This window comes from Neisseria animaloris (assembly GCF_900637855.1).
In the GTDB taxonomy this organism is placed as follows: domain Bacteria; phylum Pseudomonadota; class Gammaproteobacteria; order Burkholderiales; family Neisseriaceae; genus Neisseria; species Neisseria animaloris.
The window spans coordinates 284,825-299,480 of record NZ_LR134440.1 but is presented as its reverse complement, the minus strand read 5'-3'; the positions used below and the strand labels follow the sequence as shown (position 1 = coordinate 299,480).

The 14,656-nt window shown below is 44.5% G+C and carries 16 protein-coding genes; 4 read left to right on the top strand and 12 right to left on the bottom strand.

Annotated elements, in window-relative coordinates; translation table 11 throughout:
- Nucleotides 1-94 precede the first annotated feature (94 nt).
- The 4 genes from EL216_RS01425 to purE all read left to right on the top strand — a co-directional run bounded on the left by EL216_RS01425 (nucleotide 95) and on the right by purE (nucleotide 2,195).
- Nucleotides 95-280 carry a DUF3460 family protein gene (locus EL216_RS01425; RefSeq protein ID WP_085389705.1) on the top strand — a complete coding sequence of 62 codons (186 nt, stop codon included), beginning with the start codon at nucleotides 95-97 and terminating at the stop codon, nucleotides 278-280.
- 21 nt (nucleotides 281-301) lie between these two features.
- Nucleotides 302-970 (top strand): class I SAM-dependent methyltransferase, encoded by a 669-nt coding sequence (locus tag EL216_RS01420; protein WP_085389704.1) that lies wholly within the window; start codon nucleotides 302-304, stop codon nucleotides 968-970.
- Between the two features lie 13 nt (nucleotides 971-983).
- Complete coding sequence (locus EL216_RS01415) at nucleotides 984-1,637, top strand: tetratricopeptide repeat protein (protein ID WP_085389703.1); 654 nt, start codon at nucleotides 984-986, stop codon at nucleotides 1,635-1,637.
- Nucleotides 1,638-1,706: 69 nt separating this feature from the next.
- Nucleotides 1,707-2,195, top strand: coding sequence for a 5-(carboxyamino)imidazole ribonucleotide mutase (gene purE / locus EL216_RS01410; protein WP_085389702.1), 489 nt, complete (start codon nucleotides 1,707-1,709; stop codon nucleotides 2,193-2,195).
- Between the two features lie 180 nt (nucleotides 2,196-2,375).
- Here the strand turns inward: purE and der are convergent, their stop codons facing one another.
- From der to rpsA, 12 genes are all read right to left on the bottom strand, one after another.
- Complete coding sequence (gene der, locus EL216_RS01405) at nucleotides 2,376-3,833, bottom strand: ribosome biogenesis GTPase Der (protein WP_085389701.1); 1,458 nt, start codon at nucleotides 3,831-3,833, stop codon at nucleotides 2,376-2,378.
- 325 nt (nucleotides 3,834-4,158) lie between these two features.
- Nucleotides 4,159-4,788, bottom strand: coding sequence for a YfgM family protein (locus EL216_RS01400; RefSeq protein ID WP_085389700.1), 630 nt, complete (start codon nucleotides 4,786-4,788; stop codon nucleotides 4,159-4,161).
- Entirely contained in the window at nucleotides 4,789-6,084 is a 1,296-nt protein-coding gene (hisS, locus tag EL216_RS01395; protein WP_085389699.1) for a histidine--tRNA ligase, read from the bottom strand.
- 41 nt (nucleotides 6,085-6,125) lie between these two features.
- Nucleotides 6,126-6,518 carry a hypothetical protein gene (locus EL216_RS01390; protein WP_085389698.1) on the bottom strand — a complete coding sequence of 131 codons (393 nt, stop codon included), beginning with the start codon at nucleotides 6,516-6,518 and terminating at the stop codon, nucleotides 6,126-6,128.
- Between the two features lie 84 nt (nucleotides 6,519-6,602).
- The gene (ispG, locus tag EL216_RS01385; protein ID WP_085389697.1) at nucleotides 6,603-7,874 is read right to left on the bottom strand and encodes a flavodoxin-dependent (E)-4-hydroxy-3-methylbut-2-enyl-diphosphate synthase; all 1,272 of its coding nucleotides are present in this window, start codon (nucleotides 7,872-7,874) and stop codon (nucleotides 6,603-6,605) included.
- On the bottom strand, nucleotides 7,874-8,821 hold the full coding sequence (locus EL216_RS01380) for a RodZ domain-containing protein (RefSeq protein WP_085389696.1): 948 nt from the start codon (nucleotides 8,819-8,821) through the stop codon (nucleotides 7,874-7,876). Before EL216_RS01380 ends, ispG begins: the two co-directional genes overlap by 1 nt.
- Nucleotides 8,821-9,588 carry a type IV pilus biogenesis/stability protein PilW gene (gene pilW, locus EL216_RS01375; protein WP_085389695.1) on the bottom strand — a complete coding sequence of 256 codons (768 nt, stop codon included), beginning with the start codon at nucleotides 9,586-9,588 and terminating at the stop codon, nucleotides 8,821-8,823. The genes EL216_RS01380 and pilW overlap by 1 nt, the downstream gene beginning before the upstream one ends.
- Before the next feature lie 4 nt (nucleotides 9,589-9,592).
- Complete coding sequence (gene rlmN / locus EL216_RS01370; RefSeq protein WP_085389694.1) at nucleotides 9,593-10,690, bottom strand: 23S rRNA (adenine(2503)-C(2))-methyltransferase RlmN; 1,098 nt, start codon at nucleotides 10,688-10,690, stop codon at nucleotides 9,593-9,595.
- A gap of 67 nt (nucleotides 10,691-10,757) precedes the next feature.
- A complete protein-coding gene (gene ndk / locus EL216_RS01365; protein WP_085389693.1) occupies nucleotides 10,758-11,183 on the bottom strand; it encodes a nucleoside-diphosphate kinase in 426 nt (141 codons plus the stop codon).
- A 64-nt stretch (nucleotides 11,184-11,247) separates the two neighbouring features.
- Nucleotides 11,248-12,414, bottom strand: a complete 1,167-nt coding sequence (zapE, locus tag EL216_RS01360) for a cell division protein ZapE (protein ID WP_085389917.1) — start codon at nucleotides 12,412-12,414, stop codon at nucleotides 11,248-11,250.
- A gap of 174 nt (nucleotides 12,415-12,588) precedes the next feature.
- Nucleotides 12,589-12,897, bottom strand: a complete 309-nt coding sequence (locus tag EL216_RS01355) for an integration host factor subunit beta (protein ID WP_085389692.1) — start codon at nucleotides 12,895-12,897, stop codon at nucleotides 12,589-12,591.
- An 8-nt stretch (nucleotides 12,898-12,905) separates the two neighbouring features.
- Complete coding sequence (rpsA, locus tag EL216_RS01350) at nucleotides 12,906-14,591, bottom strand: 30S ribosomal protein S1 (RefSeq protein WP_085389691.1); 1,686 nt, start codon at nucleotides 14,589-14,591, stop codon at nucleotides 12,906-12,908.
- Nucleotides 14,592-14,656 lie beyond the last annotated feature (65 nt).

The window sequence follows — 14,656 nt, the reverse complement described above, 5'->3', positions numbered from 1 at the left end:
AAAATATCAAAAAGAAACCGTGTATTATACCCTATCAAGATGTTTGTAAAAAATTTTTTCGGCTATAATACGCCCTAATTTACAGGAGAACACCATGTATCATTACAAATCTGATGCTACCCGATTCATTGACGAATTTCTGGAGAAAAACCCTCAAGAAGCCGAGCAGCGCCTGAAAAACCGCGGTCTGCTTTGGGATGTCGAGCTCAACTCCGAGGAGCAAGCCGGTTTCGAAGCGGCCAAACTGCCTAAAAAACCGTATGCTTACCAGCCCGACTGATTTTCAGACGGCCTAACCGGTATGGCAACGCACATACACAACATCGACCAGCAACTGCTTGCTTATTTGAACGGCATCGGCGAACCCGAACATCCGGTTTTAACCCGATTGCGCGGACGTACCGCCACACATCGTTTAGGTAAAATGGCGATTGCATCGGAACAAGCGGCATTGCTCACTTGGCTAGCCAAGCTGATCAGAGCTGAACGCTATCTCGAAGTGGGCGTATTTACCGGTTATAGCAGCACGGCAATGGCACTTACCCTGCCGGAACACGGAAAAATCACCGCATGCGATATCAATGTTACCTTCACGGATATCGCCCGAGAAACTTGGCAGGAAGCAGGCATTGCCGACAAAATCACTCTGCACCTGCAACCTGCTTTGCTTACGCTTGACGACCTGATTGCCGTGGGAGAAAGTGGCAGCTACGATATGGCGCTTATAGATGCCGACAAACCGCCCACCCCGCAATATTACGAACGCTGCCTGCAATTGGTACGCAGCGGCGGCATTATCGCCATAGACAACGTATTGCTCGGCGGGCGCGTACTCGAACCCGCCGGAGAACACAGCCCACCCGCCCATACGGTTTTACGGGAATTCAATCAAAATCTGCCGCATGATCACCGCATCGTTCCCATCACTCTGCCCGTAGGCGACGGCTTGACCCTGCTTTTGAAAAAATAACCGAGCAAACATCATGAAAATAAAATTCTCCGCCCTGTTATTTTCCACCTTACTATTGAGTGCCTGTGCCGGAATGCCGAAACAATCCGACAAACCTTCAGGCATTCCTTACCCCGAACCGGATATGCGGGCGCAAATCAACACGCTCGGCATGCAGATTACCCGTCTTGAAGAACAGATATCCGGTTTGCAAACCCGTATCCGCCAGCTTGAACGGCGCACACCGAAGCAGACTCCCCGTTTATCCCAATCCCAAACATCTGCCGAAACACCCCCTCAGACTTATTCCGGCTCTCACACAGCAATTGCCGCTTACACGCAAGCACAAAAACATTATCAAAACGGTAACTACAGTGCCGTTCTTCCTTTACTGAAAAATGCAGAAGGTGGCGGCAACGGTGATGATACCGCTCGTCAAAGTATGTATCTGCTCCAACAAAGCCATTTGCGCCTGGGCAATTGTGAGTCGGTAATCCACATAGGCAACCGTTATGTCAACCGCTTCCGCAACAGCCCGCAAGCCCCCGATGCCTTGTTTGATGTAGCAAACTGCCAATACCGTATGCAGCAGCAGGATATTGCGCGCGACACATGGCGCAAATTAATTCAGATTTATCCCGACAGCGCCGCTGCCAAACGCGCTGCAACAAAATTGAAAAAACGCTAAACGTCAGAGGCCGTCTGAAAAAATATTTTTTTCTTTCTATCTCACAACCATCCCCACAAGGAAAATCAAATGATTCAAGTCGGTATCATCATGGGCAGTAACAGCGATTGGCCTGTTATGCAGCATGCCGCGGAGTTTCTAAAAGAATTCGGCGTAGAACACGAAGCACTTGTCGTTTCCGCCCACCGCACACCCGATTTAATGTTCGAATATGCCGAAACCGCCCGCAAACGCGGCATCAAAGCCATTATCGCGGGCGCAGGCGGGGCTGCGCACTTACCCGGAATGGTAGCCGCCAAAACAACCATTCCCGTTCTGGGCGTGCCCGTCCCAAGCAAATACCTTCGCGGCGAAGATTCTCTGCTCTCAATCGTACAAATGCCTAAAGGCGTGCCCGTCGCCACCTTCGCCATCGGTGAGGCCGGAGCAGCCAATGCCGCTTTGTTTGCAGTATCTATGTTAGCCAATGAAGACGGTTTGCTCGCACAAAAATTAGCAGATTTCCGCAGCAAACAGGAGGCAACCGTTCTGGCAATGAAGCTCTCTGATGCCGAGTGATCTTATTTAAAAAACTTTTATCGATTATCGGCTTGAGATGCATTCCAAAATTACCTGCTGATCGTGCGCTTAAATTTTACAGATGCTAAATTTGCGTTTGCTCTACCGGCACATCTTGAACTGCATTCAAAGAAGAGGCCGTCTGAAAACTGTTTTTCAGACGGCCTCTTTTCACTTTAATTATTTACTCTGCAATTTCTTCACACTGACTTTTATTTTCTTTTTAAGGCGTTTTTTTTCTTCCTTACGCCCTTCCCGCTTCTCAATGCGGTTGCTCAACGCTACACGACGTAACGGCTTTTTTTTCGGTTTGTCATCAGCCTGCTCATACGGATTTTCCGAAACATTGTATTGAATACGCAAAGGCGTTCCCTGCAAATTGAAGGCTTTGCGGAAAGTTTGCGTCAAATAGCGGGTATAACTATCGGAAATGGCATGCAGCGAATTACCGTGCACCACGATAACGGGTGGGTTCATACCGCCTTGGTGGGCGTAACGCATTTTGGGTCTTACCAAACCTGCACGCGGGGGTTGTTGCCGCTCAATAGCGCTTTGCAACACACGGGTAATCTTGGGCGTGGGCATTTTGATCATTGCGGCATCATAAGCGGCTTGGATGCTGTCAAACAATCCGTCGATGCCGCGTTCTTTCAATGCGGAGATATAATGAAATTTGGCAAAATCCAAAAAATACAGCTTGCGTGCAATATCACGCTTCACCTGTTCGCGACGCTCTCCGGTGATTCCGTCCCATTTGTTAACGGCAACAACCAACGCACGTCCTGCTTCCAAAGCAAAACCGGCAATCGTAGCATCCTGGTCGGCAATATCCTGCTGGGCATCTAAAACCAATACAGCCACGTTCGCAGCCTCAATTGCCTGCATTGCCTTAATTACCGAGAATTTCTCTACCGCCTCTTCTACTTTCCCACGGCGGCGGACACCTGCCGTATCAATTATAGTAAACGGCTTGCTATCACGCTCGAAGTCGATATGGATACTGTCGCGTGTCGTCCCTGCCATATCGAAAGCGATAACACGCTCTTCTCCGAGAATGGCATTAACCAACGTAGACTTACCGACATTCGGGCGGCCTATCACGGCAAATACCGGATGTTTGGGCTGCTCAGGCTCTTCTTCTGCTTCGGGGAAATTGGCTAAAATTTCTTCAATCAGATAATACACACCATCCCCGTGCGCTCCCGAAATCACATGAGGTTCACCCAAAGCCAATTCATAAAACTCTGATGCCAACACTGCATGGTTGCCTCCTTCACCTTTGTTTACAGCCAAATACACGGGACGCGGGCTTTGGCGCAAACGGTCGGCAATGATTTTATCTTGCGGAGTCAAGCCGGTACGCCCGTCTACAAGAAACACAACCGCATCGGCCTCATCAACCGCCTGCAATGTGTGTTTTGCCATCTCGTGCAAAATACCGCTATCGACAACCGGCTCAAAACCTCCGGTGTCAATAACCAAATAAGGTTTACTGCCGACGCGTCCCTGTCCGTAATGGCGGTCACGCGTCAGCCCCGGCAAATCGGCCACTAATGCATCTTTCGTGCGTGTCAGGCGATTGAATAACGTCGACTTGCCGACATTCGGGCGGCCGACAAGGGCAATGGTGGGTTTCATTATATATCTCTGTTTCTTAAACTATGCGCACCTATAAACGACAAAAGAATAAGCGCTTCTCATGTTACCGATATGCAGGCCGTTTTCAGACGACCAAACAATATCGTTCTATTTGGAATATCAACAATATAAAATACTATGACTGACACAGAACTATAAAATTATCGATATTTTATCTTTAACTGTTTTTCTTACCCAAAACAATTTAACCACTTGCTTTTAAAAAATTTTAATCTGAACAAACCCAAGGCTACTAATAAAATCCACTGAAGGCGGATTTTATTAGTAGCCCCTAGAATCAGTTTATCTATTTTTTCAGACGGCCTTATTTCAACTCTTCCGCCTTAAGCAACAACAACTCTTGATCGACCGCATCTTTAGGCAGTTTTGACAATGCTTGCTCATATGCCTGCAAAGCTTCTTTATTTTTACCTTGGGCAAGATATACATCGCCTCTGGCTTCCTGCAATAACGGTTCAAAACTTGCTTCTACTTTTCTATCCAATACTGCCAATGCTTCATCGTATTTCTTTTGCTGCAAATAAACTACCGCCAACCGTTTCGAAGCCAACGTTTGTACCAGCGGATTTTTCTGATTTTTCAACACCCAATTCAGATGACCTGCAGCAATATCGTATTTGCCTTTATCAAACTCTGTAGCCGCCACCATCATAGTTGCTTGGGAAGCAGCAATACTGCTCGAATAATTTTGCTGTAAATTCTGCAAATCGGCATTAATGGCTTTAGCATCAGCTTTACTTTGCGCTTTTTCAACCATCTGCACTAATACCGCAGCAGCTTCCTGATCTTTTTTTAACACATGGTTTTGATACAAGATGTAACCGAGGTAAACCAATGCGGCAAGAACCAATACGGCAAACAGCCAACGTCCCCAGCTTTTCCAGAAATATTTAAAATTCTCCAGTTCTTCCTGTTCCTGAATATGTGCTGCCATCTATGTATTCTTCCATTGTTGTAAAGTGTTAACCAAATCAGCCGCCGCCACAGTCATTTGGCCGAGCTGTCCCTGCATATCTTTTAATGTTACCGTGCCGTTCAACAATTCATCCTGTGCGACAATCAATGCAAAACGTGCACCGCTGGCATCGGCCTTTTTCATTTGCGCCTTCAGGCTTTGATAACCCGAATGTTGCAATATATTGAAGCCGATTCGGCGCAACATCTGTGTATATTTCAATACCTGTAAAGCCGCTCCTTCACCTTGATGCATGGCATATATATCAGGTGCAGAATTTACCTCAAGAGCACCATATTCACTGACCAGCAGCAGCAACCGCTCCACCCCCATGGCAAAGCCGATGGATGGCGCAGGTTTGCCACCCAACTCTTCAATCAATCCGTCGTAACGGCCGCCGCCGCATACCGTAGCTTGCGCTCCGAGCTTATCGGTTGTCCATTCAAAAACCGTCTGGTTGTAATAATCCAAACCGCGTACCAAACGGGGATTCTCAATATAAGCAATACCCAAACCATCCAACATGGTTTTGAACTGAGCATAATGTGCCAAAGATGTTTCACCCAGATAATCAATCAGTCGGGGAGCGGCATTACAAATCTCTTGCAAATCAGGGTTTTTACTGTCCAACACGCGCAGCGGATTGGTGTGCAAGCGGCGTTTACTGTCTTCATCCAACTTTTCTTCATAGCAGCTGAGATACTCTACCAATGCGGCACGATGTGCCGCCCGTTCTTCTCGGCTACCTAAACTATTGATTTCCAAAGTCAGATAATCACGAATGCCCAGTTCGTTCCACAATTCCGCCGACATTGCCACAATTTCCGCATCAACATCCGGCCCTTCAAAACCCAATGCTTCAATGCCTACTTGGTGGAATTGACGGTAACGTCCTTTTTGCGGGCGCTCCCGACGAAACATCGGACCCATATACCACAATTTCTGAGGGCCGTTATACAGTAAATTATGTTCCACAACTGCACGCAGACAAGATGCCGTGCCTTCAGGACGAAGAGTTAAGCTCAATGAATCGTTGGAATCTGAAAAAGTGTACATTTCTTTACCAACCACATCGGTTTCTTCTCCGATAGAACGGACAAACAAACCGGTTTGCTCCACAATCGGCGTGCGGATCTGTTGATAACCGAAACGGCGAGTCCAACGTACGACAATATCTTCGAATGCCTGCCAGAAAGATGCGGTAAGTTTGAAGTCTTTCTGTACGACAGGCAATAAATCATTCATGCCTTTAACGGCTTGGATTTTTTGTCCCATAATTATATTTTTATATCAAATTGATTTCAGACGGCCTAAAGCTACTCTTGAATAAATTGGCGCAGCATGCTATCGGTTAAATTGACAAATTGTCTATACTTATCAGATTGCCCGATATTTTCTTTATCCAATTCGATCGGCACAAGAACACCGCTCTTATTGCCATAAAGCATAATATTTTCAATCTCCCAAATTTGCTTCTTATGAGAAGTATGCGACGGCACGACAAAAGCTTGTACCATCTCTCCTGATGGAAGGTTCTGTAAAATTACACTTTTCTTCACATTTTCAATTAAATCCGCTTCAGCATATTGAAAGGGGTTAACCGCCATATCACTTACACCTTGATAAGTGTAAATAAAAACTTTGTGTTCGGCTTTAGGATTATTGATTAAATAAAGTTGTAAGAGTAATTCGCGTAAATCTTGCTCCATAGTTACTCCTCATATGTACTTTTCAAGGCAGATAAATAACCTTAGGCCGTCTGAAATAAACCGTAATAATCCAATTAGGTGTTTTTAAATAGAACGGATGGGAATAATTCTACTATCTTTACGCTTTTTACCACCAGCACCATAATTGGTTTCTACATATTCCTGAACGATAGCTAGAAACTCAGCAGCCATGTTATTGCCCTTAAGCGTAACTTTCCGTTCCCCATCTACATACACGGGAGCAATGGGTGTTTCTCCTGTCCCCGGAAGGCTGATACCGATGTCAGCCAATTTACTTTCACCCGGACCATTAACCACACACCCCATTACGGCAACATTCAAAGACTCCACTCCGGGATATTGAACACGCCATTCGGTCATCCGTTCTCGTAAATATTGCTGGATATCACGTGCCAATTCTTGAAACACTGTGCTGGTGGTACGCCCACAACCGGGACAAGCGGTAACCATAGGTGTAAATGAACGCAATCCCATGGTTTGCAGAATTTCTTGTCCAACGACAACTTCTTGTGTCCGCGGGCTTCCCGGCTCGGGAGTAAGGGAGATGCGGATGGTATCACCTATCCCTTCTTGCAGCAGTACTGACAGGGCCGCTGTTGACGCAACAATCCCTTTACTGCCCATCCCGGCTTCGGTTAAGCCCAAATGTAGTGGGTAATTACAGCGCGCACCAAGCTCTCTATATACTTGAATCAAATCCTGTACGGCACTGACCTTACAAGACAGAATAATTTTGTTTTTTGGCAGACCTAGATCAACCGCTTTTTGTGCAGACTCTAAAGCCGATACAATCAATGCTTCTTTCATTACCTCTTCAGGAGATTTAGGAGAAGCAGAAGCCAGATTAGCATCCATCATCCGTTTGGCGATACTTTGGTCAAGCGATCCCCAATTCACGCCGATGCGCACCGCCTTATTATATTCAGCCGCAGTACGAATCATATAAGCAAACTTTTCATCGCCTTTCACACCTTTGCCTACATTCCCCGGATTAATCCGGTATTTAGATAAAGCCTTTGCGCACTCGGGAAATTCCTGAAGTAACCGCTCACCGTTAAAATGAAAATCACCGATTAACGGGGTATTACAACCCATATCATCCAAGCGCTGGCGAATTTCAGCCACTTTCGATGCGGCTTCCGGACTGTTAACCGTAATCCTCACCATTTCCGAACCGGCATCGCTCAACTCTTTAACTTGTTTTGCAGTTCCTTCAGCATCCGCTGTATCGGTGTTGGTCATTGACTGCACCACTACTGGTGCATCTGAACCAACGGTTATATGGTCAATCTCTACTTGATGTGTGTTACGGCGTTTTAATAAAGAAGTGCTCATTACTGGCCTGCAATAAACGCTGATGTTTTCTTACCGACCATATGTTTCGATATGGAAATATCCTGGCCACCATAATTTGCGGTTGCACCTGACGCATAACCGATCCATACATTGTATGGTGCCCCGCCTCTAAAACGATGTTCGCTTCCTGCCGGTACAATTTTATTGATAACAAATTGACCATCTTTGTCTTTGATGACTAAATTCGAACGATAACGCACTTTAACCACCAACTCATCAGCAGCAATAAGTGCTATATCTGAAGCCGCTACGGTTAATGTAGGAGCCGAAGCTTGCGCCAACTCAGAGTCAGAGGCTTGCTGTTTGCTATTGACAATCGCAGATGTTGCAACAGCTTGGCCTCCTGAAACCAACTCTTGAGAAGCAGGTACAATGGCTGATTCTACTTCACTCCCCATTGCAACTACGGAAATATTACTTGCTTGCAAATTAGGGGCAGAAGCATTACTTAATTCAGGTTGAATATTACTATCGGTTTGTTTTGCATATTCTAGATTTGACTTGTTTTGCCAAACATATACGCCTGCTCCAACCAATGTCAGCACTAATAAACCTGCTACCCATTTAGGAAAGGATTTTTTAATTTCAGTTTGTTGATAATTTAATGACTGGTTGTTACGCTCAATAGCGTAAAGATTACTGCGATTTTGCGGCAAAATATGGTCAAGATAAGATGCCACTTCACTCTCATCCAATCCCAAAAAGCGCCCATAGGTGCGCAGGAATCCCCGTATAAAGATCGGTTCAGGCATTCCTTCGTAATTCCCGCTTTCCAAACCTTCAATTTGACGTGCTGGCAATTTTAAACGTTCAGCCACTTCACCGATAGAAAACCCTTTTCGCTCTCGCGCATAACGCAACTTAGCCCCCATTTCAACGGCGGCATTATTAGCATATTGCTGCTCGGTATTTTGATTATCGTTCATTACAAACGCCCTGTTGTAATTGTCTGCAATTCTTCGGAATAGGGATAATTGGTCCGCAATTGAGCTTCATATTCGTAAGCTGCCTGTGTATCACCCAAAGCATTATATAAACGCCAGCCTAATAATAAATCATCAGCAGTCAAAACATCGACCTTACTTTGATATTGGCGGAAATAATAATCCGCATCGCTTAAATTGCCCGCAAGCATTTTGGTACGTGCCAGTTCTTTAAATACCAAGATAAATTGCGGGTCAGCTGCTAATGACCGCTCTAAATAGGCTTCTGATAAAGAATATTGCCCCATCTTAGCGCTGCAAATGCCTTTATTAAGATGTGCAACTTGAGGATTTGGATAAGTAGGATCGGCTAAAGCTTTATCAAAATAAGGAATAGCTTCATTAGGGTGGTTTAATTGGCTACATATAAACCAACCGTAATTATTATTAATCTCTGCACTATTCGGATTTAAAGCAAGTGCTTTTTGAAAACTTTCCTGAGCTTTATCAGAAACTTTCAAATACTGATAAATCTGGGCACGTATCAACCAAGCAATCTCATTTTTGTTATTACTTTCCAAAGCTTCTTCAATACTGCTAACTGCCTGACGATAATCTTGCCCACGCATATACTCAACAGCCAATTGAGTTTTAATATTGGAGACTTGTACGGAGCGCTCACGTGCACTCGGCTTCTTAGGAGCACCACTACCGGCACATGCACTCAACAAAGCAATCAATAATAAAGATGGCCATAATTTCATTTTCATTACTTTAACTTCTCCTCTCTGCTGCCACAATCTGCTGCCACTTCTGCTGTCGATGCGTTTTATCCTTAACCTGTCCTGCTAACTGACCACAGGCTGCATCAATATCATCACCACGGGTTTTTCGAACAGTAACAACAAAACCGGCTTGCTGAAGAATATCTCGGAATATACGTATACTTTCGTTTGTTGACCGATTGTATCCTGAATTAGTAAAAGGATTAAATGGAATCAAATTGAATTTACATGGTACATCACGCACAAGTTCGATCAACTGGTGCGCATGTTGTGCTTTATCATTAATGCCGTCAAGCATAACATATTCAAAAGTCACAAAATCACGAGGAGCTTTTTCCAGATACCTACGACATGCCGCCATTAATTCTTTTAATGGATATTTTTTATTCAATGGTACAATTTCATTTCGAATCATATCATTAGATGCATGTAGAGATACAGCCAAAGCAACCGGCATTACCTCTTTTAAACGATCCATTTGCGGCACCATACCCGAAGTAGAGACTGTTACCCTGCGCCGTGACAAGCCATAACCATGATCGTCCAACATCATATTCAACGCAGTGACGACATTATCAAAATTAGCCAAAGGCTCTCCCATCCCCATCATAACCACATTGGAAATAACACGTTCATTTTTGGGAGTAACACCCATAGCTTTATTCGCCCACCACAATTGCCCGATAATTTCAGCAGCAGTCAAATTGCGATTGAAGCCCTGCCTACCGGTTGAACAAAATGTACATTCAAGTGCACAGCCTACTTGCGAAGAAATACATAAAGTACCACGTTCCGCCTCCGGAATAAATACGGTTTCTACACCGTTACCGGTACCGACATCCAACAGCCACTTCCTTGTGCCGTCTGAAGATTGTTGAGAAGTTATCAATTCAGGCACAGTAACACATGCATTTTCATTCAGTTTGCTTCGTAACGACTTAGCCAAGTCGGTCATTTCATCAAAATCTGCCACGCCCGATTGATGCATCCAACGCATTACTTGTTTGGCACGAAATGGTTTTTCTCCTATTTCAGAAAAATATTGTGTCAAATTGTTTAAATCAAAATTTAGCAAATTGGTTTTCATGTACTTCCATTAAAAGCTCTCAGGCTGTCTGAAAATATTCAGACAGCCTAAAAATAAAGCTTTTTACTTAGTGTGAGCAAATTTCACTTTGACTAAAAAAATAAGCAATTTCAATAGCTGCATTTTCCAAACTATCAGAACCATGTACGGCATTAGCATCAATAGATGCTGCAAAATCTGCACGAATAGTGCCAGCTGCAGCTTCTTTCGGATTAGTTGCACCCATCAATTCTCGGTTTTTTGCAACGGCATTTTCACCCTCCAGCACTTGAATCATCACTGGACCACTGGTCATAAATTCAACCAATGCCGCAAAAAAAGGACGTTCCCTATGTACAGCATAAAAATCTTGTGCTTCTTTGACGCTTAAATGCTTCATTTTAGCCGCAATGATACGCAATCCGTTACTCTCAAAACGACTGTAAATTTTACCGATTACATCTTTTGCTACTGCATCCGGCTTAATAATAGAAATGGTGCGCTCAATTGCCATGTATATTCCTTAAAACGATTACTTCAATAAAAATTGGGCAGGTATTTTATCAAATTTCCTTATTTTATGGTTGAAAGTTGATTTCTTTTTCGTTGTTATTACCCAAAGTAAGATGAGGCTGGGTAAGATACTCTTTTGATTGCATCTCAATCATTCTGCTAACAGTACGCACAAATTCATTAGCAAAATCACCTTCTACATAAATTTCTTCCGCTTTCACTTTGCTTGTGGCACAAAACTTCACCTTAAAGTCATAAAAAACATCGATTAGCCACGTAAGGCGACGAGCCTCTGCCCGCTCTGCTTCACTTAGTTTTTCAATACCTGACACAAAAACCATTTCATAATGCTCTGCTAAATATAGGTAATCTGCTTGAGAGCGCGGCCCGAAACATAAAGCACGGAAATCAAACCAAATTGCGCGTTTATCATGAGCATTACACGTCAATTCGCGCCCATGTATGATTATAGATTCAGTTTTTTTTGCCTTACCGTAGGTTATTTGCGAAAATAACTCGGCCAGCTTTCGTTCGTTCTCTTCGCTGTCAGGTACATAAAATACTTCTGCTGGTTTTAAAGCACGTAAACGGTAATCTTCTCCTCCATCGACATTTAAAATCGTGAGTTTTTCTTCAATTAAAGCAATCGTCGGCAGAAAACTGCTACGGTTTTGTCCTTGAGGATAAAGTTCTGAAGGTGCATAATTAGATGTCGCCACTAAAACTACGCCGCCTTCAAACAAATTTTCCAACAACCTGCCCAGTATCATCGCGTCAGCAATATCGCAGACATGAAATTCGTCAAAACACAAAACTCGAGTTTCCTTAGCAATCTCGGCAGCCATCGCTTTTAACGGGTCAGGTTCACTTTTAAAAGCCTTCATCCGTTGATGAACTTCTGCCATAAAAGCATGGAAATGCACACGGCGCTTGCGGCGATATGGCAGGCAACCATAAAAGACATCCATTAAAAAACTTTTTCCCCTACCTACTCCACCATAAAAATACAACCCTTTCGGCAATTGCGGGGAACGCAAACTGCGACCCAGAAAACGGTTGCGTTTACGTTTGAACATCATCAATTCAGTCCAAAGTTTATCCAGATATTCAATGGCTTTTGCTTGCGCGCCATCACGGATAAAAGCAGGTTGTTCCGATGCAGCCTGATACCAAGTGAGCGGACTATGATTGACAAAGTCGGGAGCAATAAAACGGTTTTCGTTATTATTCATCATAACCAATATGGCAAATCAACAATTTTGCCATTATAAATGATTTCAGACGGCCTCCAAGTACTTAAGGCTCAAAACGATATAAATCATTTTTTTATTCCGCCATATCATACGGAACAAATACAAAAAACGATAAAACGCCGCATTTCTGCGGCGTTTCACTCCTAAAGCTACTTATTCACTTAATATAGCCTGATCTACGCGTTCGCGTAATTCTTTCCCCGGTTTAAAGTGGGGAACATATTTTTCAGGTACTTCCACACGCTCACCGGTTTTAGGATTACGGCCAACACGAGCCGGGCGATGGTTCAAATCGAAGCTGCCAAAGCCACGGATTTCAATACGTTGCCCTTTAGCCAGTGAACGAGTCATGGTATCTACCAAAACTTTTACACTGTATTCGACATCTTTGGCAATCAACTGACTACCATTTCTCTCGGCAAATACCTCTGCCAAGCGAACCATTAATTCAGATTTGGTCATGCTGCACCTTATTCCTGTTCACCAGACAATTTGGCTTTCAGCAGATCGCCCAAGCTGGTCGTACCGGCACTTGCAGTTGAAGCAGCATTAACCGAATTCAACGCATCACGGTTTTCTTTGGCATCTTTTGCTTTAACAGACAATTTGATGCTGCGGTTTTTGCGATCTACGGTAGAAATAACGGCTTCTACTTCTTCACCTTCCTTCAACACATTACGCAGATCTTCCACGCGCTCGCTAGACCATTCGGAAGCAGGCAGATATGCTTCAACATCATCAGACAAGGAGATAACCGCGCCTTTGGCATCTACTGATTTAGCAGTACCTTTTACCAAAGAACCTTTGTCGTTTACGCTGATAAAGTTACCGAAGGGATCGCCTTCCAATTGTTTGATGCCCAAAGAGATACGCTCTTTTTCAACATCGATCGCCAATACAACGGCTTCCACTTCTTCGCCTTTTTTGTATTTGCGTACGGCTTCTTCGCCCGCTTCAGTCCAAGACAAGTCAGACAGGTGAACCAAACCGTCGATGCCGCCGGGCAAGCCGACAAATACGCCGAAATCGGTAATCGATTTAACCGCACCGGATAATTTGTCGCCTTTGTTGTGGTTGGCGGCAAACTCTTCCCACGGATTGGCTTGACATTGTTTCATGCCCAAGCTGATGCGGCGACGGTCTTCGTCGATTTCCAGAATCATCACTTCTACTTCGTCACCCAACTGTACAACTTTGCTCGGGTGAACGTTTTTATTGGTCCAGTCCATTTCGGAAACGTGTACCAAACCTTCGATGCCTTGTTCGATTTCCACGAATGCACCGTAGTCAGTCAGGTTGGATACTTTACCGAACAAACGGGTGCCTTGCGGATAACGGCGGGTCAGGCCACTCCAAGGATCTTCGCCCAGTTGTTTCATACCCAGAGATACACGTTGTTTGTCTTGGTCGAATTTCAATACTTTAGCTTCAACCTCTTGGCCTACTTCCAAAACTTCACTTGGATGTTTCACACGGCGCCATGCCAAATCGGTAATGTGCAGCAAACCGTCGATGCCGCCCAAGTCAACGAATGCACCGTAGTCGGTGATGTTTTTAACGATACCTTTAACCACTGAACCTTCTTGCAGGTTTTCCAGCAGCGCTTTGCGCTCTTCGCCCAAAGTAACTTCCAGAACCGCACGGCGTGATACCACAACATTGTTGCGTTTTTTATCCAGCTTAATTACTTTGAATTCAATTTCTTTGCCTTCAAAGTGTGAAGTATCTTTTACGGGACGTACGTCAACCAAAGAACCCGGCAGGAATGCGCGGATGCTGTTGATCATTACAGTCAGGCCGCCTTTTACTTTGCCGTTGATTACACCGGACAGAATATCGCCGTTTTCCATGGCTTCTTCCAAAGCGATCCAGTCGGCCGCGCGCTTGGCTTTTTCGCGTGACAGTTTGGTTTCACCGAAGCCGTTTTCAACAGATTCGATGGTTACGGTAACGAAGTCACCGACTTTTACTTCAATCTCGCCCTGAGCGTTTTTGAATTCAGCTACATCAATCAGAGACTCTGATTTCAAACCGGCATTTACGGTAACGAAGTTATTGTCGATCGCCACTACTTCAGCGGTAATCACTTCACCGGGGTTCATCTCTTGAAGGGTAAAGCTTTCTTCCAACAGTTGGGCAAAATTTTCCATAGTCATATATAACTCTTTTCGGTACACCGCCAAGGAGTGTGAGGTTGGTTGGAGGGAACTTGCTGCCCCTG